The sequence below is a fragment of the Salicola sp. AFF1 genome (assembly GCF_056783195.1).
Genome location: NZ_JBXAYL010000003.1, coordinates 107,870 through 130,151, shown reverse-complemented (window position 1 = coordinate 130,151; position 22,282 = coordinate 107,870). Strand labels below are relative to the sequence as shown.

24 protein-coding genes and 1 pseudogene are annotated in these 22,282 nt (G+C 61.1%); 10 read left to right on the top strand and 15 right to left on the bottom strand.

What is annotated here, in order from left to right; genetic code table 11:
• Positions 1–7 precede the first annotated feature (7 nt).
• A complete protein-coding gene (locus tag AC1RQI_RS03255; RefSeq protein ID WP_481903626.1) occupies positions 8–259 on the top strand; it encodes an anti-sigma factor family protein in 252 nt (83 codons plus the stop codon).
• 108 nt (positions 260–367) lie between these two features.
• Positions 368–1,174, top strand: coding sequence for a nucleoside phosphorylase (locus AC1RQI_RS03250; RefSeq protein ID WP_481903625.1), 807 nt, complete (start codon positions 368–370; stop codon positions 1,172–1,174).
• Positions 1,175–1,260: 86 nt separating this feature from the next.
• Here the strand turns inward: AC1RQI_RS03250 and AC1RQI_RS03245 are convergent, their stop codons facing one another.
• On the bottom strand, positions 1,261–3,411 hold the full coding sequence (locus AC1RQI_RS03245) for an FAD-dependent oxidoreductase (protein WP_481903624.1): 2,151 nt from the start codon (positions 3,409–3,411) through the stop codon (positions 1,261–1,263).
• A 268-nt stretch (positions 3,412–3,679) separates the two neighbouring features.
• Between AC1RQI_RS03245 and AC1RQI_RS03240 the strand changes: the two genes are divergently transcribed.
• Positions 3,680–5,239: an ATP-binding protein gene (locus AC1RQI_RS03240; RefSeq protein ID WP_481903623.1), complete on the top strand. Its 1,560-nt coding sequence runs from the start codon at positions 3,680–3,682 to the stop codon at positions 5,237–5,239.
• A gap of 35 nt (positions 5,240–5,274) precedes the next feature.
• Here AC1RQI_RS03240 and AC1RQI_RS03235 read toward each other — a convergent pair whose 3' ends face one another.
• The 5 genes and pseudogenes from AC1RQI_RS03235 to AC1RQI_RS03215 all read right to left on the bottom strand — a co-directional run bounded on the left by AC1RQI_RS03235 (position 5,275) and on the right by AC1RQI_RS03215 (position 10,645).
• The gene (locus AC1RQI_RS03235; RefSeq protein ID WP_481903622.1) at positions 5,275–7,041 is read right to left on the bottom strand and encodes a sensor histidine kinase; all 1,767 of its coding nucleotides are present in this window, start codon (positions 7,039–7,041) and stop codon (positions 5,275–5,277) included.
• Between the two features lie 23 nt (positions 7,042–7,064).
• Positions 7,065–7,295 carry a sensor histidine kinase gene (locus tag AC1RQI_RS03230; protein WP_481903679.1) on the bottom strand — a complete coding sequence of 77 codons (231 nt, stop codon included), beginning with the start codon at positions 7,293–7,295 and terminating at the stop codon, positions 7,065–7,067.
• Positions 7,296–7,486: 191 nt separating this feature from the next.
• A pseudogene (locus AC1RQI_RS03225) lies at positions 7,487–8,599 on the bottom strand (GAF domain-containing protein); the annotation flags it as partial.
• Positions 8,596–10,266, bottom strand: a complete 1,671-nt coding sequence (locus tag AC1RQI_RS03220) for a diguanylate cyclase domain-containing protein (RefSeq protein ID WP_481903621.1) — start codon at positions 10,264–10,266, stop codon at positions 8,596–8,598. The gene AC1RQI_RS03220 and the pseudogene AC1RQI_RS03225, both read right to left, overlap by 4 nt.
• Entirely contained in the window at positions 10,259–10,645 is a 387-nt protein-coding gene (locus tag AC1RQI_RS03215; protein WP_481903620.1) for a response regulator, read from the bottom strand. Before AC1RQI_RS03215 ends, AC1RQI_RS03220 begins: the two co-directional genes overlap by 8 nt.
• Before the next feature lie 458 nt (positions 10,646–11,103).
• On the opposite strand from AC1RQI_RS03215, the gene AC1RQI_RS03210 reads away from it, so the two are divergent.
• Positions 11,104–11,607: a hypothetical protein gene (locus tag AC1RQI_RS03210; RefSeq protein WP_481903619.1), complete on the top strand. Its 504-nt coding sequence runs from the start codon at positions 11,104–11,106 to the stop codon at positions 11,605–11,607.
• Here the strand turns inward: AC1RQI_RS03210 and AC1RQI_RS03205 are convergent.
• Together AC1RQI_RS03205 and AC1RQI_RS03200 are read right to left on the bottom strand one after the other, a co-directional pair.
• Entirely contained in the window at positions 11,597–12,133 is a 537-nt protein-coding gene (locus tag AC1RQI_RS03205) for a macro domain-containing protein (RefSeq protein WP_416632900.1), read from the bottom strand. The genes AC1RQI_RS03210 and AC1RQI_RS03205 overlap by 11 nt on opposite strands.
• A gap of 74 nt (positions 12,134–12,207) precedes the next feature.
• Complete coding sequence (locus AC1RQI_RS03200; RefSeq protein ID WP_416632901.1) at positions 12,208–12,414, bottom strand: DUF2905 domain-containing protein; 207 nt, start codon at positions 12,412–12,414, stop codon at positions 12,208–12,210.
• A 77-nt stretch (positions 12,415–12,491) separates the two neighbouring features.
• Between AC1RQI_RS03200 and bluB the strand changes: the two genes are divergently transcribed.
• Together bluB and AC1RQI_RS03190 are read left to right on the top strand one after the other, a co-directional pair.
• Entirely contained in the window at positions 12,492–13,151 is a 660-nt protein-coding gene (bluB, locus tag AC1RQI_RS03195) for a 5,6-dimethylbenzimidazole synthase (RefSeq protein WP_481903618.1), read from the top strand.
• Positions 13,148–14,047: a haloalkane dehalogenase gene (locus tag AC1RQI_RS03190; protein WP_481903617.1), complete on the top strand. Its 900-nt coding sequence runs from the start codon at positions 13,148–13,150 to the stop codon at positions 14,045–14,047. Before bluB ends, AC1RQI_RS03190 begins: the two co-directional genes overlap by 4 nt.
• Before the next feature lie 38 nt (positions 14,048–14,085).
• Here the strand turns inward: AC1RQI_RS03190 and AC1RQI_RS03185 are convergent, their stop codons facing one another.
• Entirely contained in the window at positions 14,086–14,532 is a 447-nt protein-coding gene (locus AC1RQI_RS03185) for a thioesterase domain-containing protein (RefSeq protein WP_481903616.1), read from the bottom strand.
• A 203-nt stretch (positions 14,533–14,735) separates the two neighbouring features.
• On the opposite strand from AC1RQI_RS03185, the gene AC1RQI_RS03180 reads away from it, so the two are divergent.
• Positions 14,736–15,482, top strand: a complete 747-nt coding sequence (locus AC1RQI_RS03180) for a substrate-binding periplasmic protein (RefSeq protein WP_481903615.1) — start codon at positions 14,736–14,738, stop codon at positions 15,480–15,482.
• On the opposite strand, the gene AC1RQI_RS03175 is transcribed toward AC1RQI_RS03180, so the two are convergent.
• The 6 genes from AC1RQI_RS03175 to AC1RQI_RS03150 all read right to left on the bottom strand — a co-directional run bounded on the left by AC1RQI_RS03175 (position 15,472) and on the right by AC1RQI_RS03150 (position 20,966).
• Positions 15,472–15,909 (bottom strand): acyl-CoA thioesterase, encoded by a 438-nt coding sequence (locus AC1RQI_RS03175; protein WP_416632906.1) that lies wholly within the window; start codon positions 15,907–15,909, stop codon positions 15,472–15,474. The genes AC1RQI_RS03180 and AC1RQI_RS03175 overlap by 11 nt on opposite strands.
• Entirely contained in the window at positions 15,906–17,042 is a 1,137-nt protein-coding gene (locus tag AC1RQI_RS03170) for an iron-containing alcohol dehydrogenase (RefSeq protein ID WP_481903613.1), read from the bottom strand. Before AC1RQI_RS03170 ends, AC1RQI_RS03175 begins: the two co-directional genes overlap by 4 nt.
• Positions 17,042–17,665 carry a YbhB/YbcL family Raf kinase inhibitor-like protein gene (locus tag AC1RQI_RS03165; RefSeq protein WP_416632908.1) on the bottom strand — a complete coding sequence of 208 codons (624 nt, stop codon included), beginning with the start codon at positions 17,663–17,665 and terminating at the stop codon, positions 17,042–17,044. Before AC1RQI_RS03165 ends, AC1RQI_RS03170 begins: the two co-directional genes overlap by 1 nt.
• Positions 17,666–17,788: 123 nt before the next feature.
• Positions 17,789–18,766 (bottom strand): CobW family GTP-binding protein, encoded by a 978-nt coding sequence (locus tag AC1RQI_RS03160; protein ID WP_481903612.1) that lies wholly within the window; start codon positions 18,764–18,766, stop codon positions 17,789–17,791.
• Positions 18,763–19,227 (bottom strand): cupin domain-containing protein, encoded by a 465-nt coding sequence (locus tag AC1RQI_RS03155; RefSeq protein ID WP_481903610.1) that lies wholly within the window; start codon positions 19,225–19,227, stop codon positions 18,763–18,765. The genes AC1RQI_RS03160 and AC1RQI_RS03155 overlap by 4 nt, the downstream gene beginning before the upstream one ends.
• The gene (locus tag AC1RQI_RS03150; RefSeq protein WP_416632911.1) at positions 19,227–20,966 is read right to left on the bottom strand and encodes a potassium/proton antiporter; all 1,740 of its coding nucleotides are present in this window, start codon (positions 20,964–20,966) and stop codon (positions 19,227–19,229) included. Before AC1RQI_RS03150 ends, AC1RQI_RS03155 begins: the two co-directional genes overlap by 1 nt.
• Positions 20,967–21,121: 155 nt before the next feature.
• Here AC1RQI_RS03150 and AC1RQI_RS03145 point away from each other — a divergent pair, with 155 nt between their 5' ends.
• Genes AC1RQI_RS03145 through AC1RQI_RS03135 form a run of 3 tightly spaced genes read left to right on the top strand, consistent with a single transcriptional unit; the run spans position 21,122 to position 22,281 of the window.
• Complete coding sequence (locus AC1RQI_RS03145; RefSeq protein ID WP_481903609.1) at positions 21,122–21,508, top strand: hypothetical protein; 387 nt, start codon at positions 21,122–21,124, stop codon at positions 21,506–21,508.
• Between the two features lie 59 nt (positions 21,509–21,567).
• Positions 21,568–21,930 carry a metallophosphoesterase gene (locus AC1RQI_RS03140; RefSeq protein WP_481903608.1) on the top strand — a complete coding sequence of 121 codons (363 nt, stop codon included), beginning with the start codon at positions 21,568–21,570 and terminating at the stop codon, positions 21,928–21,930.
• 21 nt (positions 21,931–21,951) lie between these two features.
• The gene (locus AC1RQI_RS03135) at positions 21,952–22,281 is read left to right on the top strand and encodes a metallophosphoesterase family protein (RefSeq protein ID WP_481903607.1); all 330 of its coding nucleotides are present in this window, start codon (positions 21,952–21,954) and stop codon (positions 22,279–22,281) included.
• Position 22,282: the final 1 nt, after the last annotated feature.

The window sequence follows — 22,282 nt, the reverse complement described above, 5'->3', positions numbered from 1 at the left end:
GGCGCCCATGCTCAGATGCCGTGATATCACCCTCATGGCCAGCGATTACGTCGATGGCCGCCTGCGCTGGCGCAAACGTGTCTCGCTGGTTGTGCACCTGCTCATGTGCCCGCACTGCCGCCGCTTCATCAGCCAGTTCCGGGCCGTAATCCGGGTGATCCGCGGGTTCGAACCGATGCCACCGGATACCGAAGCGCTCAACCGGTTCGAACATGCCATCGACGAAACAATCGAGCGCGATTCCTCCAAGCAACAGTGACCGAAGAAAACGGATGCCGGACGACGCCTCTCCAGTCGCACTTGCAGCATTAAGCCACTATTCTTTAACGCAACGCCGTTACTGAAGACCAGGCCAGAACAGAGGTTGATGATGACAGACGCCAGCGGAATCCCCCCGATTCTTCGTGACAAGGATTGGCATGAACCCTCCGCCTTTACCCCTGAAAGCCTGCTGCGCGAAGCGCGACGCCAGAAGCAGGCATCAACCTCCCCGGTGCCGGAAGTGTGCCTGCTGGATCCGGACGGGGACATCGTGCGCAGCAAGCGGGCCGAAGGGCTGGCCCGGCCCCACACCGACTGGGTCTGCTACCACACCGAGCTCGACGTTATATCGCTGGGAGACAGGGAGCTGGGCATCGTCGGATGTGCTGTGGGGTCCGCCTTCGCCGTACTGGTCGCGGAGGAGCTCTTCGCCTGTGGCTGCCAGCTCCTGTTGAGCCTGACCTCGGCGGGCCATCTCACGCCCGTTCAGCAACCGCCTTATTTTGTCCTCATCGACCAAGCACTCCGGGATGAAGGCACCAGCTATCACTACTGCCCTCCCTCGGACTACAGCCATGCCCCCGCCGAGCTGGTGGCGGCCTTTGAGGCTGACCCGGCATCGCTTCCCGCGCCCGTGGTCACCGGAGCGAGCTGGACCACGGATGCCCCTTTCCGTGAAACCGAGACCGCCATTGAACGCCACCGGGCGCAGGGCCTGCTGACCGTGGAGATGGAAGCAGCCGCACTCTATGCGTTTGCCCAGGCACGCGCACGGCCCGTATTGTGCTTTGCGCATGTGACCAACCAGATGGGTCAGGAAGGGGATTTCGAGAAAGGCGATGGCAATGGCGTGAGCGATGCGCTGGCCCTGATCCGGTATGCGGCGGAGCGCCTTCTTCCCCTGCCAGCATGAACGCCACCGGAGGCCGGACCCGGAGGCGCTCATGAGGCCTCCAGGTTCAGGTGCCTACCCACCCAGAGGCCTCCAGGTTCAGGTGCCTACCCACCCAGGCGCCGGCGGTGATACCGCCCCAGCCACTGGATCACCTTCTGTGGCGCGTGGGCCTTCTTCCACTCGCCCGCCGCGAACTTCACGCTTTCGTTCCAGGTCGGGTAGGGGTGGATGGTGCCCAGGATCTTGTTCAGGCCGATCCCGTGTTTCATGGCCAGGATGAACTCGGTGAGCAGCTCGCCGCCGTGTTCCCCGGCCACAGTCGCGCCCAGGATCCGGTCCTTGCCACGGGGGGTGATGACCTTGATGAAGCCGTGGTCCTCGCTCTCGGCAATGGCCCGGTCCAGGTCGTCCAGGCCGTAAGTGGTGACCTCGTAGTCGATCCCCTGTTCCCGGGCTTCCGCCTCATTGAGCCCGACACGGCCCACTTCCGGCGAGGTGAAGGTTACCCAGGGCGTGACCGAGTAATCCACGCGGAAGCGCTTGAACTGGCCAAATAGGGCGTTCACCGCCGCATGCCAGGCCTGGTGCGCCGCCATGTGGGTGAACTGGTAGGGCCCAGCCACATCACCGCAGGCATAGATGTTGGGATAGACAACACTCAGGTCCTCGTTGGTGGGGAGGGTGCCCTGGGGGCCGGGCGCCACGTTCAGCGCCTCAAGCCCCAGGTCATCGGTATTGCCCTTGCGGCCAACGGCCACCAGGACCCGGTCGAACGGAATCCGTACGGTCCCCCCGGCATGCTCGCAGTAGACCACACGCTCGCCGTCCTCGACCGCAAAGCGGCTGGCCTTGTGCCCCAGACGCACGTCCACGCCCTCCTCGCGGAAGCGCTTGAGAACCAGCTCGGAAACATCGGTATCCTCGCGCGGCAGCAACCGGTCTCCTTGCTCAATCTGCGTCACCTGCGTGCCCAGGCGCGCAAACGCCTGGCTAAGCTCGGAGCCGATGGGGCCACCGCCAAGTACCACCAGGCGCCCCGGCTGCTCCTCGATTTCCCAGAGGTTTTCCGAGGTCAGCGGCGCGACGTCCTCCACACCGGGGATGGGCGGCACAAACGGCTTGCCACCGGTCGCAATGACCACGGTCCGGGTGGTGATGCGACGTTTGCTGCCCTCTTCGTCCAGTTCAATCTCCCAGGGCGTCACGAAACGCGCCGAGCCCTGGACGCAGTCCACACCCAGGCTGGTGAACCGTTCCACGGAATCATTAGGCTCAATGGTCCGGATAATGCCGTGGATCCGCTTCATCACACTGGCGAAGGGCACCTTCGGCTCACTCGCCTCCAGTCCGTAGCGGTCCGCCTGGCGCATCATCTGGGCCACCTTGCCCGAGCGGATCAGCGCCTTGGAAGGCACGCAGCCGGTATTGAGGCAGTCGCCGCCCATTTTCCCACGCTCGACCAGCGCCACCTTCGCATTAACCGTGGCCCCGATGTAGGCGGAGACCAGTCCGGCGCTGCCCCCGCCAATCACCACCATGTTGTAGTCAAAGCGCTCGGGCTTGTCATAACTGGAATAGAGCCGCTTTTTCTGGATGCGGCCCACCACAAACTTGGCAATCAACGGGAAGACGCCCAGTAACACGAACGACAGCAGCAGTTCCGGCGAGACGATGTCGCCCATGCGTTCAATCTGGGCCAGCTGGGTGCCCGCGTTCACGTAGACGGCGGTGCCCGGCAGCATGGCGAGCTGGCTCACCCAGTAGAAAGTCCAGGTGCGCATCCCGGTCAGCCCCAGGACAATGTTGATCACGAAGAACGGAAATACCGGAATCAGGCGCAGAGTGGCGAGGTAGAAGGCGCCATCGCGCTGTATGCCATCATCGATCTTTTTCAGGTAGCTCGCGTAGCGTTTCCTCAGGGTGTCCCGGAACAGGAAGCGCGCCACCAGAAACGCCAGTGTGGCGCCAATGGTGGAGGCGAACGAGATCACCAGCAGCCCCCACCCAAACCCCAGAAGCGCCCCGCCGGCAAGCGTCATGACCGCCGCGCCGGGCAGAGACAGGGCGGTAACGACGACATACACGGCAAAGAACAGCGCCAGGCTGAAAAGCAGATTGTTCCCGATCCACGCCTGCAGACTGGCCTGGTGTTCCTTGAGCACAGCCAGCTCCAGGAAACGTCCCAGATCGAACACAAAGAAGGCGGTGATCAACAGTGCGATCACGCCAAGGACGACTTTCTTGCCGTTACTCATTCGTTTGAACCTTCTCCGTAATGAATGGGTGCTGCCATTCAGACATCACCGGGACGGATACGTTACAGACCGGGATGGGGTTTGGATATCCTCATTCATCGGCGTAACCGGCCACCCCATGCCCCGTCCCAACCTTTCAAAAGTTTGGGAGAGGACCTAACTTTAGGGAACCGTCGCATCAGACAAACGCATGGCCGGCGTACGCAGGTGCCACCCTCAGGGTGGGGTGCCATCATTTTCGGGTATCAGGACCTTGGAAAAACACGCAATGCCCCGATCAGTGATACGCAAGTGGCTGACAACGGTTCTGGTGTTCACCTTACTGATCGCGAGTGCTGAACTGATCGTCTGGCAGTTCTGGGAAAACCAGCGAGCCGATATGGGCAGGACATTGGTGTCCCAGAGCAGTGACGCCAGGGCTTTGCTGGAGGCGGAGATCAGTGAAGGCATCTACATCACTGTCGGGCTTGAGAGTTTCATCCAGGGTTACGGAGGTAACCCCGAGTTTTCAGCTCTTCAGCGCTGGATGGCAGCCCTTTTTGACCATACCGATCACCTGCGCAACATCGGCATCGCACCCGATAACCGGATCACGGCCGTTTTCCCCAAAGAAGGGAACGAAGCGGTCCTCGGCGTGCACTACCGCGACCTGCCGGAACAGTGGCCGGCAGTGAAACGGATTATGAAGGAAGGCAAAGCAACCTTCGTTGGCCCGCTCGAACTGGCTCAGGGGGGCACCGGCCTGATCTACCGGCGACCGGTGTCAGTGGATGGCAGCTACTGGGGGCTCATCAGCACGGTCATGGAACTCGACTCCATACTGGCCGTCCTTGAACAATTCGATCAGCAACACGAGAGCAAACTACTGATCGAGAACAGAGTGCCGGCACAGCCCGAAACCATCACTGGCCAGTTAGCCACGGGCCCCCGGGTCAGCCGGTCCCAGACGATCAGCTTCACGGATAATTTCCGCTGGCGGCTGACGCTGAGCCAAACCGTCGAGACCTGGCCTTTCTGGCTGATGCGGGCCGGTATCTGGACCCTGGGGCTGGTCATCTGGTTTGCCATCTGGCAATGGTTTCGGTATCAAAGACTCACCCGCGATATGGAAATGCGCAAGGCGCGGGAAAAGATCGATTTCATGCACAGTGTCAGCCACGAATTGCGTACCCCCCTGACGTCTGTCTCCGGCGCGGTCTCACTTCTGGAACGCACCCAGGCTCAACACGACCCCAAGGCCAGTCACCTTCTAGACCTGGCGGCACGCAACCTCAAGCGCATGCAGCACCTGCTTGATGACGTATTGGACCTTGCACGACTGGATTCCTCGCGGATGACTTTCGATCCCGAGAAGGTCGCCCTGTCCCCTCTGATCCGACAGGCGATCGAAAACAACCAGTTCCCGGCAACCACGGATGACATCAACCTGACGTATTCAGAACCGGAATCCGGGGAGCAGATCATGGTCTGGGTTGACCAGAAGCGCTTCATGCAGGTAATGGACAACCTTTTGTCCAACGCCATCAAGTTCTCGGATCCAGGCCAGACTGTTCAGGTCGCCGCAGCCTCCGAAGGGAATCAGGTCGCCATTCATGTTCAGGACGAAGGCGCCGGTATTCCCGATGACTTTCAGAACCGGCTGTTTGAACGCTTTACCCGCGCTGATGAGACCGACAAACGCCGCCACCAGAGCGGCACCGGGCTGGGGCTGAGCATCGCCCTGGAGCTCGTTTCGCGCATGGGGGGTGAGATCCACGTCAGCTCCCGGGAGGGTATGGGAAGCTGTTTTACCGTCAAGCTGCCCCGCGCCGGGATGGGGCCCTCATAGAGGGGCAAGCCGCGGGCGATCACTCAAAGGCTGGGTCAGCCCCCAGGCGTGGCCTGGGGCAGTGTCAGCCAGAAGTGGGCGCCGTGGTCATTGAAGAAACCGATCTCACCGTTCATTTCATGGACAAGTCCCCTTGAAATGGCCAGTCCAAGCCCGGTCCCGGTTCCCGAGCGCGTCGTCCCCCGCTCCGCCTGGGCAAAGCGCTGGAAGATGCGATTCGTGAATGCCTCCGGAACACCGTCACCCTGATCACTGACGGTGATCGTCACCATGCCCGACCGGCCGGCCTCTGCCGCGACACGGACAATTCCCATGGCAGGAGAGTGCTTGATCGCATTGCTGATCAGGTTATCCAGCACCTGGCGCAGGGCCGTGGCATCCGCGGCAACCCAGAGCGTTGGCGCGGCCTCCATCTGGAGGCTGACCTGATACATTGACGCCATGGCCCCGTTACCCTCAAGCGCCTGATTGATGGCATGCGCCGCATTACAGGGCTCGAAATCAAAAGTCCTTTGTCCGCTGGCCAGTTTGTTGAAATCCAGAAGGTCGCGGATCAGGCCATTGAGCTGTTCGCTGTTACGAAGCGCGATTTCCGCCATGGACTGAGACTTCACGGGAAGTGAGCCGCCCACTCCCGCCACCATCATTTTAAGCCCGCCCTCAATGGACGTGAGTGGCGTTCGCAGCTCATGGCTGACACTGGCGATAAAGTCGTTTTTCAGTTCATCCAGCTGCTGACGCTCCCCCGTCAGATGATTGAAGGCCCGGGCCAGGTCCCGGATTTCCCGCGGCCCACGCTCGGAAACCGACGCACCTTCCTCAGGCGTTTCAGCCATGGTATTGATCTGGCGCGTTACGCGTGTCAGGGGGTTTGTCAGCGAGCGGGCCACAAGCCACGCCAGCACCAGCAGCAAGACCGTGACACCCGCGACAATCACAAGAAACTGGCGGAAGGACGATGTGAGCGGTGTCATGGCCTGTTGATAGGGAATCGCGCGCACGAAGGTCCAGTTCAGTTCTTCAACGGCATCAGTCGCCACCAGATACCTTTGATGCTTAAACACTGTCTCGCTATCGCTGTCCGAGATCCCCAAAGCCGTATCAATGAGCGGGTTCTCGCCGGGTTCTGGCAGCGGGTTAAGGCGCTCCTCGGGGTTGGCACCCGGCGACTCGATATAAAGCCTGTTCTCAGTGTCCAGGATGGCGGTGATCACCCGTTCATTCTGCCCGGAAACAGACCGGGCAGGGAGTATGGAACCTTCACCCAGCTTGATGATGCCACCGATCATGCCCAGAAACGCCCCCTCCTGCTTGACGGGAACCAGGAAAGACAGCAGCGGCACACCGGTAGTGCGGCCCATGATGGGTTCCGAGATGACTGTCTCGTGGGTTTCAAGGATCCGCTTGAAGTGATCCCGGTCCGCGTAATTGGTCCCCAGCCTGCCGGGTACATGGGTGTTCTCGGCAATGGCGGTGCCGTTGGCGTCGAAAACAAGGACACCGTCTGGAAAAAACCGGTTCAGGTAAGGCTGCTGTTTGATGATCGCTTCCAGTTCATCCGGTGATCTGAGTTGCCCATCCTGAATCAGCAGCGACCGCGCCGCCGATAGGACCACCACCCGTTTACGCAGATTCTGGTTCACCTTCTCGGTCAGGCGCCGGGTTTCAAGCACCTCCTGTTGGACGATCATGGCCCGGAAATCATCAAACAGCGACTGGTAGGTCGTCGCCATGACGGCCAGCACGGTAAGCAGGCTTGTGAAAGTGACCACCAGCACTACACGGGTGCGAATCGAATTCATCAGAGTCATGCCACCGGGAGCCATCAGTCATCATCTCCTGCCAGGGGAAGGGTCAGCATAAAGATGGAACCACCGCCACTGCTGTATTGATAGGTCACCTCGCCGTGCATTTGGTGCATCAACTCCCGGGTGATGGTCAGCCCAAGGCCGGTCCCGGGTTTTTTCTTATCCGAAGCATCCGCCTGGGCAAACCGGTCAAAGAGCATGCTTTCAAAGGACGGAGAAACACCTGGCCCCTTGTCCTCAACGTCAATCCGAACGTGGTCACGGCCTGGATGAGCCTCTGACGGTCGACCCTGGCAACGACCTCGTCTTCCGGCTGGACATAATCAATCGTCACCCCCCGCTCGCCCCCGACCTCCCAAAGGCTTTCCACAGCCTCCTGGATAATCGGGGTCAGTGGCTGACTTTCCAGGGTTACGGTCAGTTTTCCGGAAACAATCTTCTCCATATCCAGAAGATCGCCGATCAGCTCCGCCAGACGCTCGCCATTACTCTGGGCCCTTTGCAGTAACCTTTCGGCTTTGGCGGGGATCGCGCCCACCGCGCCGCCGTTGACCAGCTTCAGTGCCCCCAGAATGGAGGTCAGGGGCGTATGCAACCTCTGGCCAAAAGGCTGACGCGGCCACGGCGAGCTGAAGTTGATGGTGCCCACCGCACCCTGTTCGTCTTCCAGGCGCGCCCCGATGTAAGCCTCCAGTTGGAACATGCCATAACAGGGGTGGGCCCGCTCGTCGGACTGGCCCATGTGGTGGATGGCCACCTCCCTGTCATGGCTCATGACCAGATCGCAGTAGGTATCGCCAAGCCGGAATTCCCGGCCCGGATACAGCTCCACACCAACCGGCGCCTTACACCACTTGACCGTGTACAGCTCACCGACAATGTCACTGACGATCGCAATATCCAGTTCCAGGAACTCCAGTCCCAGTGATAGGGCCCTCTGGACCTGCTCATCCAGAGGGCCCTGCATATCAAACGCAATCTCATTGAGCAGGCCAAGGGCCCGATTGTGACGTTGGAGTTCATCTTCCCGGTGTTTCTGGGCTTCCGCCACGGAACGACGCTGAACCTGATCCTGCTGGATCACGCTTTCAACGGTTTGGGCCAGGTGGCTGAGACAGCGGTACTGGCCGTTATCCAGTTGCCTTGGGCCAGTGTCCATGACACAGAGCGTGCCCAGCGCATGTCCCTGATCGTCATGGATAGGGATGCCTGCGTAAAAGCCGATATACGGGGGACCGGTTACGAGGGGGTTGTCGGAAAAGCGGTGGTCTTGGGCCACATCATTAACGACCAATGGCATATCCCGATAAACCGCATGCCCGCAGAAGGAGACCTTCCGGCCCGTTTCCGCCATATCCAGTCCCTGGCTGGACTTGAAACGCTGCCGATCACTGTCAATCAAAGTCACGAGCGCGATGGGAACACCCAGACTGTACGTCGCGATCTCTGTAATACGGTCCAGCCGCTCATCCGGAACAGAGCTCGCCAGGCAGATCTGGTCCAGCGCGCTCTGGCGCTGTTGCTCATCCGTCGGCCAGGGAGGCTGCTTCATGGCGGTTTGGCTTGAGAAAACGCGCGGGACACACAATTCCGCCCAGCCTGTTTCGAACGATATAGCGCCATGTCCGCTTGTTTCAGCAGCTGCTCTCCGTCCCGACCCGAACTCGTCTCGGTATCGGCAATACCGGCTGACAGCGTGCAGGAAAAACCAGTGGTGTCATCAAAGAAGCTGATCTCTGAGAAAGCATCGCGCAGGGTATTGATCAGCCGCTCAGCCTCTGCCACATCACAATTGGGCAATACCGCCACGAACTCTTCGCCACCGTATCGCCCGACCCGGTCCGAACGACGGAAATGCTCGGCCATGAGGGTGCCAACGGTACTGATCACCACGTCACCCAAAGCATGGCCATAGGTATCATTAACCTGCTTGAAATGGTCAATGTCCAGCATTACCACAGAAAGCGGATTGCCACTGCGCCTGGCTCCCTGAAGTTCCGTCTCCAGCGCCTCCTTGATGTTGGCATGCCTTAGAAGGCCAGTGAGCCCATCAAGCGCGACTGCCTGTTCCATGGTCCGCAAGCGCCGCACACGGCTCCGGCACGTCTTGATGAGGTATTCATCACTAACCGGTTTATTGATGAAATCATCACCGCCCCGGATCAGGGCGTCAATACGCTGTTGCTGCTCCTGTTCCTGTGACAGGTAAAGAATCGCAAGGTTGCTCCATTGGTCGAACTGTCTCAACATCGCAGCCAGTTCATCCCCGGAAACTTCCGGCATGTGGAGGTCCATGAGCACCAGCTCGGGCCGGAAATCCGAGGTGCGATCCAGTAGCGCCTCAGAATGGCAGAGCGTTTCGACAACCATACCGGCGTGGGTTAGAACTGTCGCCAGGTGTTCCAGAAGCGCCTCATCGTCATCGACGATCAGCACCCGCTCCTCGCCCTGGCGACGATCCTGAATGGTCCGCGATATCCTCGCGGCGATTTTCGGAATATCCAAGGGTTTCACAAAATAGCTGTCCGCACCGGCACGTACGGCCTCAAGCCGGGCCCAGAAGTCCTCATGGCCCCCCATGAAAATGACCGGGCATTCGATATCGCCAAGCAACGATTGCCAGTAATCGGTGGGCGTAGGGTGATGTTCCGCCACCCCGGCACGGTCATCAACGAGGAGCAGATCGGGAGCGGGTTCATCACCGGCAAGAAACGCTTGGGGATCACGATAGTGCTGAATCCGGTAGCCGAAACTTTCAAGCTGATGGGCGATATAGTCGGCCAGGATCTGATCCCGTTCGATCAGGCCGATATAGGGAACGTCTGGCCCCGATCTTGCGCCAGCGGCTTCAACTCCCACGTTGGCCGTCAGGTTTTCATCCGCATTGAGGCTTTCAGCGAGCTGGTCGACCTGCCGACGGGCTTGCTCCAGAGCCCGGCGCTGCCCATCTGCACTCTGGGCTAGAGCGGCCTGCAGGTTCTGTTCCAGGGTACGCGCGCTCTTTCCCAGCTGATGGAAGCCGAATGTGCCAGCAGAGCCTGCCAGCTTGTGAAGCCGGTGTCTGAGCGACGCCACCGTACGGGCGACATCCTCATCATGCTCCTGGGGTTCAGCATAAGCACGAATCGCGCCGAGTTCCTGGGTAAGACGCTCGCGATAGGCTGAGCGCAGCTTGTTCAGCTTTGAATCCAGCGATTGGCCGTCAGCGTCATCACTCATGAAAACGCTCCCACATCTGGGCAATGTCCTCCGACACCGTCATGGGATCAAAAGGCTTTGGAATGACATCAAACACACCCAACTGACGGTATCGGGCCATCTCTTCCGGATGCACCTTGGCCGTCATCAGGATAACCGGAACCCCTGTAAGCGCCCCTTTGCGGTGCAGTGCATTGAAGGTTTCGATCCCGTCCATATCAGGCATCATGACATCCAGAAGGATCAGTTGCGGACCGAATTCATCAACCGCCTCGATCGCTTCACGACCGGAGCCACAGAGCCTGACCTCGTAGCCACCCACCTCCTCAAGGGCCATTTCGGCAACCTGACGGATATCGTCATCATCCTCCACGTACATGATGCGGTTCAGTGTTGGCATAACAGGCTCTTCCTGAATCGAACGCGTGTGCCCTAACTATAGAATGGTCCTGGCGCCTTTGCAGGCCCAGGCTTCGCAATCCATCCTTCTGGTGCGATACGCAGAGCATGTCGGCCAGGATGAAGACCATCTGTGCCGCAACCACGGGAGTCAGTCGCATACCAACATGCAACGCACTACCATGGAGCACAAGGTCATTACAGCCACCGCAAAGGGGATCGACGTGCCTGCGCGAGGCCTGCTCCACGTACTGCTTATTGCCATTGCCTTCAACACGGTTTTGAGCAGCCATGCCGAGGCTGGCGAAGGGGAGAGCCCTGTCCTCAAGGGCGCCTACATCGAATTTCCACCTCTGAGCTACACCACTAACCAGGGCACGCCGGCAGGCCGCCATCTCAACGCGGCCAACCGTCTCGCCCGCGCAGCTGGCTACGAGATTGAATGGCGGGGGTTGCCCATTGACCGGATCTACCTGTACCTGCGGGAAGGGCGGCTGGAACCTGTGGCTGGGCTCGAAAGGCGTGCCCACCCTTGCCGAGTGGACCCTGGAACCGGCTTTTTCGTTACCGCCGGTCCACCTGAACGCCTACCACATGCGGGGAACCCAACCGGTATCGGACATCACGGATCTGAAAGGCAAGCACCTGATCCTGATCCGGGGATACACCTACAGGGAACGATTGGAGCCCGCCACCCAGGCCGAAACAACCCAGGTGGATCACGCCTCAACGCACAGGGCCGGCCTGCGCATGCTGAAGGCGGGCCGGGGGGATTACCTGCTGGATTTCGAGGCGCCGGTTACACAGGCCCTGCAGGTGGTTTCGGTGCCGGGGATCACACAGAGCCCCCTCACCCAATGGGGCACCACCCTCGTGTTCTCTCGGAAAACAAGGGCGGTTCAGGCCATCGTTCGGGATTTCGAGCAAACCTGGTCGCAGAAAGCGCATTCGCTCACGCGTTGAGCACCGACTCAAACACCTGCTCGTGCCGCATGCGATCATCCTCGTTGAACAGGACCCAGCGCATACGCCGGACCGACTGCAGGTTTGCTGAACGGGCCAGGACCGTACGCGAGGCCACCTCCGCCGCCTGTTCCATGGGAAAGCCAAAGGCGCCCGTGGAAATCGCGGGGAAAGCGATGGATTCCAGGCCAGCCCCCTCGGCCAGCTCAAGCGCTCTCTGGTAGCAACTGGCAAGCAGTGTGGAAGCCGATTCATCCACACCGTAAACCGGCCCCAAACAGTGGATGATCTGCTTGTTGGGCAGGTTCGGCGCCGACGTCATCACTGCCTCGCCCGGGTTGATTGGTGCCAGCGGCTGGGTTTCCTCTTCCAGCTCAGGCCCAGCGGCGCGGTGAATGGCACCGGCAACCCCGCCGCCCATCCTGAGCTCTGCATTGGCGGCGTTCACGATCGCATCCATATCCGGCTGGTTCGTGATATCGCCCTGAACCACCTCAACCTCAATCCCGTTGGCCTGGAACCCCATAGACTCTGCCTCCTCTGATCCATTGTTATTTCATTATTGGAGCGTCCAGCCCACGCGTAAAGGGCAGCCCGGAGCTAGCGGGAGAAGAGATTAAGCACCAGCGTCAGGATCAGGCTCACAAGGAGCATGGAGGTCAGCGGGATAAACACCCGCGTCTGGCCGCTTTCGTAACGAAGATCGCCGGGCAGACGGCCAAACCAGTTGAGCAGCCACGGCATGGTCTGTAGCACCACGCCGATCACCACAAGCACAATGCCGGCGATGATGAACCAGCGCGCCATTCCACCCCCTCGGTAATCACTGAAAGACAGCGTCTTGTGGGTTATCCTGCGACTTTTGCCAACAGTGTTCAACGCCTATGGATCCGGAGCACGCCTTCAGTGACGAGGAGCGCCATGCGCTCTACCGATGCATTGCCGAGCGCCGCGACATGCGCCATTTCCGCCCTGAGCCGATCCCGGAAGCAGTGCTGATGCGGCTGCTTCAGGCAGCTCATCAGGCGCCCAGTGTCGGGCTCATGCAGCCCTGGCACTTCATCCGCGTGACGGACCCGCAGCTGCGTGAACGCATCCATCAGCTGGTGAACAGGGAACGTGAGCGTACCGCTGAGGCGTTGGGCGAACGGGGCAATGAGTTCATGAAACTCAAGGTGGAAGGCATCCGGGATTGTGGGGAGCTGCTGGTCGTGACGCTGCGCGACGGCCGCGAAAAGCACATCTTTGGCCGCCGGACCCTGCCTGAGATGGATCTGGCCTCCGCCTCCTGCGCCATCCAGAACCTGTGGCTGGCCGCCCGTGCCGAGGGCCTGGGCATGGGGTGGGTATCCCTGTTCGATCCACGCGCACTGGCCGAACTTCTATCCATTCCCGAGGAAGGCCACCCCATGGCCATCCTCTGCCTCGGGCATGTGGAAGCATTCTATGAGCGGCCGATGCTGGAGATCGAAGGCTGGACCGAGGGTCTATCCATGGACCATTTTCTGTCCGAGAACCATTACCGCACGGGAGAGGAATCATGAACAGGGCCATACTGCGCACTCCGGAATCCCGCTTCGAGCGCCTGCTGGATTACCCCTTTGAGCCCCACTACCGGGATGTGGACGGGCTCCGGATGCATTTTCTGGATGAAGGCCCAGCGGATGCGGCGCCCGTGCTCATGCTCCATGGCGAGCCGAGCTGGTCCTACCTGTACCGCCACATGATCCCCATCTGCGCCGCGGCCGGGCACCGGGTCATCGCCCCGGACCTGATTGGTTTCGGCAAATCCGACAAGCCAGCCCGGATCGAGGATTACAGCTACCAGGCCCATATGGACTGGCTGGGCGGGCTGATCGAACAGCTCGACCTTACCGGGATCACGCTCGTCTGCCAGGATTGGGGCTCACTGCTGGGTCTGCGTTACGCAGCGGAAAACCCCGAGCGCTTCCGCGCGATCGTGGTGGGTAACGGCATGCTTCCCACCGGCGACCAGACCATGCCCAGAGCCTTCCAGCTCTGGAAGGCGTTCGCGCTCTATTCTCCTGTATTGCCACCCGGACGCATCGTGGACCTGGGCAGTTTCCGTCGCCTCAGCCGCGACGAACGCCGGGCCTATGAGGCGCCTTTCCCGTCACGCCATTACAAGGCGGGCGCACGGGCCTTCCCGGCACTGGTGCCAGCGTCGCCGGAGGATCCGGCCACCCCCGCCAACCGGCGGGCCTGGGAGACGCTCACCCAATGGGACAAACCCTTCCTGACCACCTTCAGCAACGGCGATCCCGTCACCCGCGGCGGCGACCGCTACATGCAGGAACGCATTCCCGGCGCTCAGGGCCAGCCCCATGTCACGCTCAAGGGCGGCCACTTCCTTCAGGAGGACTCGCCCGTCCCCTTCGCCCGGGCCATTAATGACCTGATCGCCCGCCTGGAGCACTGAACGGCCGGAACCGCGCCTGTGCCTGTTCGAGCCAGGCGCTATTCCTGAGTAAGCGCCACGAACTCGCCCGTGAGACGGCCCGCCGGCTCGTCGGCAAACGTCAGCACCGATTCCACACGGATGCGGGCCCGCCCCCGCCTCGCCAGCGTCTTGCGAAAGCGCTCCCAGCGCTCTGGTTCCGCCAACCTGGCCTCGGCGGTAAAAGCCCCGTGAATCGGCCGCTCATAGTCCATGGCATTGCGCTGGATGACCAGCTGGGCATCCAGGCCGGCATCGCGCACACGCAGGTGCAGCAGGGACCACGCAGCCAGGATCGCCACCGCCGAGGCACTGCCTCCAAAGACAGTAGCCCGATGGTTGATATTGGGCGCCAGCGGTGCCTCAACGCGAACCGATTCGGGCGAGGCAACAAGAACGGAGACATCCATGGCCTGGGAAATCGGGATGTGTTCGTGAAGGTACTGCTGCAATTCGGATGGGGACATGCATTACTCCAGCGTGACGTTCAAAACGGGAACCTGAACCGCAAGAATACCGCCCAAAGTCCGCCACAGGAATGGGACAGGGATTTACGGATGGCAATGAAACGCGATGTTACATCCCGTAGCGTAATGCGATTTGATCCCAGGTTCCCTTTCTTTATCCTTATGACTCTGATTATTACGGAATCATTACCCAGGAGACTGACATGAAATCATTACGCTTGGTTGCTGCCCTGATCTGCGCGGGTCTGTTCTCGCTGCCAGTACAGGCTGAAACCGTTCAACTGACCTCGCTGGAGTGGCCTCCCTATACCGGCTCAGAGCTGCCACAGCAGGGCGCCTCCATGGCGGTGGTCGAGGCCGCCTTTGAAGCCATGGGCCATGATCTTGAAGTCCAGTTCCTCCCCTGGCAACGAGCCGTGGACAAGGCCCGGCAAAGCACGGCAATCGCCGGCTACTTCCCGGAATACTATGCCGAATCTCTGGAAGAGGATTTCATCTTTTCCGACAGCATCGGCAAGGGCCCACTAGGGTTGGCGGAACAGGCGGGTAACCCGATTGAATGGTCCAGCCTTGGGGACCTGACGGACTACACCATCGGTACCGTATCCGGCTACGTCAACACCGCTGAGTTTGACGCCATGGCAGAACGTGGCGAGCTTGAGGTGGAGCCTGTTACCGACGACGCCACCAACCTGCGCAAGGTCGCGGGCGGCCGTATCCCGCTCGCCGTCATCGACAGCAACGTTTTCGAATACCTGCTGTCCGATGAAATGAGCGACCTCCAGGGCCAGCTTCAGATGAACGATAAGCTGCTGGAACAGAAAGAGCTCTACATTGCGTTTGCCCGGAACGACAAGGGAGAGCGCATGGCCAGGATCCTCAATCAAGGTCTTGAGAAGATCGACCAACAAGCCATCATGAAGGATGCCCTGAAGCGCATCATGAACTGAGGCGCTCGATGGCCTCCCGTAGTGGCCCCGGGATGGGCGTGGGCTCATCCGTGGCACGGGTGACGAACACGTGCACGAAACGTCCCTGGGCCAGGGGACGGCCATCACGCCCTCCGAAAATACCGACGCCCCAGGTCACGGAACTGCTTCCAAGCCGTTCCACCCGCAACCCCACTTCCACCGGCTCAGGATAGGCCACGGCGCGGTAATACTCGCAACTCGAACTCACCACATAGGCGATCACTGGCCCATTGTGGATATCCAGCCCCCCGTCCTCGATAAGGAACCGGTTAACGGCGGTATCAAACCAGGCGTAGTAGGTTACATTGTTCACATGACCGTAGAGGTCATTGTCGTGCCAGCGTGTGGTAATGGTCTGGAAGGCATCAAAGGCGCCGCGTGGCAACGGCTCGTCGCCGGCCCTCACAAGGCCTCCCGGTAGATCGCCAAAGCGTCCGCCTCGGTCACCTCGCGCGGATTATTCACAAGCAGCCGCTGCTGTTGCATGGCATCAGCCGCCAGGGTCGGCAGCCAATCCTCGCCAATGCCCAGCTCGCTTAATGTATTGGGCAACGCCACCTCCTCCACCAGCACGGTCATACGGCTCACCAGATCGCCGTGGCCGCCATTGCGCACCAGTGGCGCCAGCTCCTCGTACAAGGCGCCCGCCACGGGTTGGTTAAAACGCAGAACCTGGGGCAGCACCAGGGCATTGCTGAGCCCGTGCGGAATGTGGAAATGGCCGCCAAGGGGGTACGCCAGGGCGTGCACGGCCGCCACCGGCGCATTGGCAAATGCCTGGCCCGCCTGCATGGCGCCCAGCAGCATCCCGGCACGCGCCTGTCGATTCTCACCGTTGTGCACCGCCTCAACGATATTGGTGGACAGATGTCCCAGGGCCTCCTTTGCCAGGGCATCGGATACCGGGTTCTTGCGGTAAGCGCTGGTGTAGGCCTCAATGGCATGCACCATGGCATCAATGCCTGTCGCCGCCGTAACCTGAGGCGGCAGCCCCAGCGTCAGGTCTGGGTCCAGCAGTGCCAGATCCGGCAACAGTAACGGCGAGACGATGCCGGATTTGGTACTGGCCCCCGTGGTGATAATGGCGATGGGCGTTACTTCCGAGCCAGTGCCAGCGGTTGTCGGCACCTGGATCAGAGGCAGACGGCGTCCGCCCGCCATGTCCACCCCGTAAAGGTCCTCCAGGGTCTGGTCGCAGTGCCCCGAAGCCAACAACGCAACCACCTTGGCGACGTCCATGGAGCTGCCACCACCGAAGCCCACCACCAGATCCGCTCCGCAGTCACGGGCACGCTCGGTGGCCGCTCTGATGATGTTGGCCGGTGGGTCCGCTTCCACCTCGCTGAACCAGTCCACTGCCAGCCCTTCATCGACCAGCCCTGCCTGGGCCTCATCCAGCAGCCCCGCCTTGATGACGCCGGGGTCCGTAACAAGGAACACGGAGCTGGCACCCCGCTCACGACAATACGCAGCGAGGTTGGCAGCGCCCCCGCTCGCCATGGCGACCGAGGGTGTGGTTCTGAAGGCGAAATCACGCATCAGCGCAGATCCGGATTCAGGGTATAGGTAGCCGTTACCGATGCCTCATCCAGAATGTGGCCCGCCATCGCTTTCTCCACATCAGGCCCGCGGAACTCATCTCCCAGATCCAGATGCTCCACGTCGAGCGCGAACACCGTGAAGATATAGCGGTGCACGATTTCATCGTTCCAGGGCGGGCAGGGGCCGTCATAGCCAGCATAGGTGCCAGCCAGTTCGGGGTCGCCAGCCAGAAAGTCCGTGTAGTCATTAATGCCACGCTTACCCAGCGCATCCTTGGATGGCGCCTTTCCCTTGGGCACGACCCCATTGGACTCCTGGCCCTCTTCGATGCGGGCCACGGTCGGTGGCACGTCCACCAGCAACCAGTGGTAGAAGTCCACACGCGGAATCTTCTTGGACACCGTCTTGCCTTCCTGGTTCACATCGTCGGCTTCACTCGGCACATCCGGGTCCTTGATCATGACCACGAAACTGCGGGTACCCTCGGGCACATCACTCCAGGTGACTTCCGGATTCAGGTTGCGGCCCAGCGCCATATGGTTATCCGGATCGTACACGCCAAAAGCGAAATGCTCCGGTACGGGCTGCCCCTCTTTGATATCTTTCACATTGATTTCCATGTACACCTCCTCAAACGGGATGGATTACTGCTGCCATTGAGCCTCGCCAGGGGCTTGCTGTGCAACCCCCGTCCTCCTGTATGTGGCCTTTCCATCCTGAGCGCGGTTGCAGGCGAGCGCCTGTTAATGGTCAACCAGGAGCTGGCCCAGGCGCTGATCCAGCGCCTGGGCATCCGGGGGCTCATCCATGATGACTTCCAGTCGGCTCTCCCCCGAAGGCTCAACCATCGCCTCGCTCAGGGCCCCGTCGGCCATGTTCAGCGCCACCCAACCGTCGTCCGTGCGCATCACGCCCTTGATCCGGCGCCAGTGGCTCCCATTGCAGAACGCCACAAGTCCCTGGTGATCAAAACAGTAGTCCGGGCTGAGTCGCCAGCCACAACTGTAATGGCCGTCACCGCTGTTGCAGAACTGCTGCCACGGCGTCTCAGTGAGCGGGGTTGGCGCGCTTGGGCCCGCCTCGTGATGGTGATCATGAGCGTGGGGATCGCTCGCGGGCCGATCACTGCGGGGTTGGGTGAGCCATTCCAGCGCCAGTTGGCCCCGCGCGGTTTCGCCGACCAGCGCCTTGGGGGGCTGAAACCCAGCGGCCCAAGCATGGAAACGGGCCCTGTCCGCGTCGGTGCAGAGATCGCACTTATTAGCCACCACCACATCCGCCACTGCGGCCTGGTCACGGAAATGCACATTATTCAGGACCCGCTCTTCCTGTAGCCGCCGCGGATCCACCAGGCAGAGCACGGACTGCAGGTGGAGCACCCCTTCGTAGCTGCCTCCGGTCAGGGTATCAATCACCTGGCTCGGATGGCCCAGCCCCGTGGGCTCAATCAACAGCCGGTCGGGCCTTTCCCTGCGGATCAGTTCGTTCAACGCCACCTGCATCGGCAGGCCCGCGACGCAACACATGCAGCCTCCCGGCACCTCACGCACGGCAACGCCGCCGGCCTCCATCAGGGCACCGTCAACGCCCACTTCGCCGAATTCATTGACCAGCACGGCCCAACGTTCGCCCTCCGGGCGCCGCTGCATCAGATCCAGAATCGCCGTACTCTTGCCCACACCCAGGAAGCCCAGGATCAGGTGTGCCGGTATCGTGCTCATCGTGCCAGCCTGCGGATCAGTCGTTCATCCTCCGGAAAAGCAGCCATCAGCATGTCCGGATCCCCCCATTCGAAATCCTCAAAATCAAATCCCGGGCTCACCGTGCAGCTCACCAGCACATAGCCTGTCTCGGGCGCGGGTTCGGCGGCAAACCAGGTGCTGGGCTCAATCGTCAGTGTCAGCTCGGACTGACTGCCCAGCTTATGGGTCGCGATGCCATTGTCGTCAGCGCAATGGACCAGTACTGGCCCACCCGCATGCCAGTGCCAGAGCTCGTGGCTGCACAGCCGGTGCCAGGCGCTGTACTGACCCTGCTCCAGAAGATAGTGAATCGCCGTCATGGTCGGACGGCTGCCGTGCTCGGTGCGGACATTGACGGGGCTGGCAAAGAAACGGCGATACCAGCCGCCTTCCGGGTGGGGGGCCAGTCCCAGCTCCTGTTTCCAGTGTTCTGCGTTCATCATGACTCCGTGTTTTGTGCGTTGGCGCTGCGACTGTGCAGGTTCAGGCCGATCCGGGTCACGGCATCGCCCGAAACCGCCTTGACCACCAGCTTGATCGGTCCCATCCGCAGCTTGTCGCCCACTACCGGATGCCCATGGCTCCGGCGGAAGCACTCGGATAATGTCTCGCCGGGATCATAGCCGGAAATGTCGATCCCATAGAAGAGCTCCACGTCCCCGACAGTGGCATCGCCATTGAGCACAAACTCACCAAAGAACTGGCGGTCCGCCAGAGGGCTGCTCCGCGAGTGGGTGTCGAAGAGTTTGCTCATCTCTTCCAGCTGCCCCGGCGAGGCCATAACGGCCACCAGATCGCCTTCCTGGAGCTCGGTCTGAGGATCCGGATGGAACAGCTGGCGGTCCCGGAACACACCGGCACAGATCACATGCCGGGGCAGCATCAACTCACTGAAGGGTAGCGGTTCCCGCCAACGCTCGCCGGTCAGCTCAAACACCATCAGCTCATGGTCACCCGATCCGGGCAGGTCCAGTGGCAACCGCCGGCGCGGTTCCTGGCCTGAAGGCACCTCAAGGTGGAGACGATGGGCCAGCGGCGCCAGGGTTGTCCCCTGGACCAGCAATGATACCAGCACCACACAGAATGCCACGTTGAACAACAGATGCGCGTGCTCGATGCCCGCCATAACCGGGAACAGCGCCAGCACAATGGGCACCGCCCCACGCAACCCAACCCAGCTGATGAAAACCTTTTCCCGGGTATGGAACCCAAAAGGCCAGAGCGTGGCCAATACCGCAATGGGTCTGGCCAGAAGAATCAGAACCGCGGCAATTGCCAACCCGGGCACCAGCAGGGCCACCAGCTCACTCGGCGTGACCAGCAGTCCCAGGATCAGGAACAGCGCCATCTGCGCAAGCCATGCCAGCCCGTCGTGCATCTGGAGTATGGCCGGCAGCATCCGGATCCGGCGATTACCCAGTACCACGCCACCAAGGTAGATCGCCAGGAAACCACTGCCTCCCAGACTGTTGATCCCTGCAAACACGACCAGACCGCCGGAAGCCACCAGCAGTGGATAGAAAGCCGGCACGAGCTGGACCCGGTTCACCAGCGCCGCCAGGAGCCGGCCGCCCAGCAGTCCTCCCGAGACGCCCAGGGCCAGCTGCTGGAACAGCAACCAAAGGCTGTCCAGCAGCGGGGCCTCGCCGTGGTTCTGGATGAACGACAACAGTACCAGGGTCAGGAACACCGCCATGGGGTCATTGCTACCGGACTCTATCTCCAGCGTGGCGCTGACCCGGTCATTGAGGTGCAGCCCACGTCCCTGCAGCAGGGAGAAAACGGCCGCGGCATCGGTAGAGGAGACAATGGCCCCCATCAACAGTGCCACCGCCACGGGCAGGTCAAACAACCAGACCGCCGCCATCCCCGTAAGCCCGGCCGTAACCGCCACGCCCAGCGTCGCCAGGCTCAACGCCGGCTTCAGCCCCACCCGAAAACTCTCACCGCGGGTCCTCAGCCCGCCATCCAGCAGGATAATCGCCAGGGCCAGGTTCCCAACCAGGAACCCCGTCCCGAAATCATTGAACGCCAGGCCACCCGGTCCATCCTCGCCCGCGAGCATGCCGATGGCGAGAAAAAGCAGCAGCACCGGCATCCCAATCCGGCTGGACAGGGGGCTGAGCACAATGCTCAGGCTGAGCAGCAGACCAACGAACAGCAACAGATCGGTGGTCAATCGAACCTCCGGAAGACCATTGTTTAACGCATCTTTTTAGTAGGATGACTGCATTCCATCATCTTTTCAGCTTCAATGATGGGAGTAGCCGCTTTGAAACACTGAGTGGAACAGGCCATCAACCGGCCTGCTCCAGCAACCTGGAGAAACCCTCTATGACGGATGAGGTTCTGGTTCTGGACGTGCGCTTCGCCGTCCACCAGCTCAAAAGCACTGACCTGGTCCCCGCGGAGGTCTTTCGTACCCCTTATTACTGGATCGGACGCACCGAAGGGTTTCTGTCGCTCATCTGTGATGAGTCGCTGTCACTGCCCGCCGCCGACACCAGCAATGGCTGGCGATGCCTCAACATCGGCACCGACGACCCGGTACTTCCTGAAGCCGCCCAGAAGCTGCGCAACAATGGCATCAGCCTGGTGCCCCTGCCATCCGGCGCGGGCGCCTACGGCCTTGTGCCGGAGCGCCAGCTTCCCGAAGCCCGCCGCCAGCTTGAGGCGGCGGGCTACCGGGTCACGGAACAGGACGGCACGGGTTCCGCCTGAAGTCTGTCCTTGCTAGGTTAGGGCAGACAGCAACCGGACAACCCGAGCCCCCGCCCATCATGCACGAGCTGACACAGCATCGCTATTTCCGGCGCAACCAGCGCGGCCGTGACTTTGTCGTGAGTGACCTCCATGGACGTCTGGACCGGCTCGACCACAAACTGGAACAGCAGGCGTTTGACCCCGAGCGTGACCGGCTTTTCGCCGTGGGTGACCTGGTGGACCGGGGCGACAACAGCGCGGCCCTTATCGAGCGACTGGAGGAACGCTGGTTCTTCAGTGTACTTGGCAACCACGAACTGATGCTGCTGGACGCACTGGCGGACCCCAGCGCCCGTGTCCTGCATGAACACAACGGGGGCCGCTGGTTCCACCGCCAACCCGCCAGTGCTCAGCAATTCCAGGGAACGCTTCTGCAATAGCACCTGGCGCTGGCTTTCACGGTGGAGACCATAAACGGCAGCATCGGCATCATCCACGCCACGGCCCCCTCAGACTGGCGCACAATCCAGGAAGTGACGCTTGATCCCGGCCAGTGGGAGGAGCTTGTCTGGGATCGGGCCGACTATAATCAGGCCCTGAAAGCACCCGCCATGATGCCCCCGGTGCGCCATATCACCCGCGTGGTCCATGGTCATGTTTCCTGCGAGCGGCCGATCAACGCCGCCAACCGTTTCTGGATTGATACCCTCTTCCGGGGGGGTGACGTCACCCTGATGCCGATCCCGGCCCTGCTCGGCATCCCTGAGCACCAGCGCTCCAGCGCCGGCTGAG

Bases quoted from the DNA above. Each gene is read 5' to 3' on its own strand.
- AC1RQI_RS03255 (WP_481903626.1), top strand. From the start codon at position 8: ATGCTCAGATGCCGTGATATCACCCTCATGGCCAGCGATTACGTCGAT.
- AC1RQI_RS03250 (WP_481903625.1), top strand. From the start codon at position 368: ATGATGACAGACGCCAGCGGAATCCCCCCGATTCTTCGTGACAAGGAT.
- AC1RQI_RS03245 (WP_481903624.1), bottom strand. From the start codon at position 3,411: ATGAGTAACGGCAAGAAAGTCGTCCTTGGCGTGATCGCACTGTTGATC.
- AC1RQI_RS03240 (WP_481903623.1), top strand. From the start codon at position 3,680: ATGCCCCGATCAGTGATACGCAAGTGGCTGACAACGGTTCTGGTGTTC.
- AC1RQI_RS03235 (WP_481903622.1), bottom strand. From the start codon at position 7,041: ATGAATTCGATTCGCACCCGTGTAGTGCTGGTGGTCACTTTCACAAGC.
- AC1RQI_RS03220 (WP_481903621.1), bottom strand. From the start codon at position 10,266: ATGAGTGATGACGCTGACGGCCAATCGCTGGATTCAAAGCTGAACAAG.
- AC1RQI_RS03215 (WP_481903620.1), bottom strand. From the start codon at position 10,645: ATGCCAACACTGAACCGCATCATGTACGTGGAGGATGATGACGATATC.
- AC1RQI_RS03205 (WP_416632900.1), bottom strand. From the start codon at position 12,133: ATGGGGTTCCAGGCCAACGGGATTGAGGTTGAGGTGGTTCAGGGCGAT.
- AC1RQI_RS03200 (WP_416632901.1), bottom strand. From the start codon at position 12,414: ATGGCGCGCTGGTTCATCATCGCCGGCATTGTGCTTGTGGTGATCGGC.
- bluB (WP_481903618.1), top strand. From the start codon at position 12,492: ATGGATCCGGAGCACGCCTTCAGTGACGAGGAGCGCCATGCGCTCTAC.
- AC1RQI_RS03190 (WP_481903617.1), top strand. From the start codon at position 13,148: ATGAACAGGGCCATACTGCGCACTCCGGAATCCCGCTTCGAGCGCCTG.
- AC1RQI_RS03185 (WP_481903616.1), bottom strand. From the start codon at position 14,532: ATGTCCCCATCCGAATTGCAGCAGTACCTTCACGAACACATCCCGATT.
- AC1RQI_RS03180 (WP_481903615.1), top strand. From the start codon at position 14,736: ATGAAATCATTACGCTTGGTTGCTGCCCTGATCTGCGCGGGTCTGTTC.
- AC1RQI_RS03170 (WP_481903613.1), bottom strand. From the start codon at position 17,042: ATGCGTGATTTCGCCTTCAGAACCACACCCTCGGTCGCCATGGCGAGC.
- AC1RQI_RS03165 (WP_416632908.1), bottom strand. From the start codon at position 17,665: ATGGAAATCAATGTGAAAGATATCAAAGAGGGGCAGCCCGTACCGGAG.
- AC1RQI_RS03160 (WP_481903612.1), bottom strand. From the start codon at position 18,766: ATGAGCACGATACCGGCACACCTGATCCTGGGCTTCCTGGGTGTGGGC.
- AC1RQI_RS03155 (WP_481903610.1), bottom strand. From the start codon at position 19,227: ATGAACGCAGAACACTGGAAACAGGAGCTGGGACTGGCCCCCCACCCG.
- AC1RQI_RS03145 (WP_481903609.1), top strand. From the start codon at position 21,122: ATGACGGATGAGGTTCTGGTTCTGGACGTGCGCTTCGCCGTCCACCAG.
- AC1RQI_RS03140 (WP_481903608.1), top strand. From the start codon at position 21,568: ATGCACGAGCTGACACAGCATCGCTATTTCCGGCGCAACCAGCGCGGC.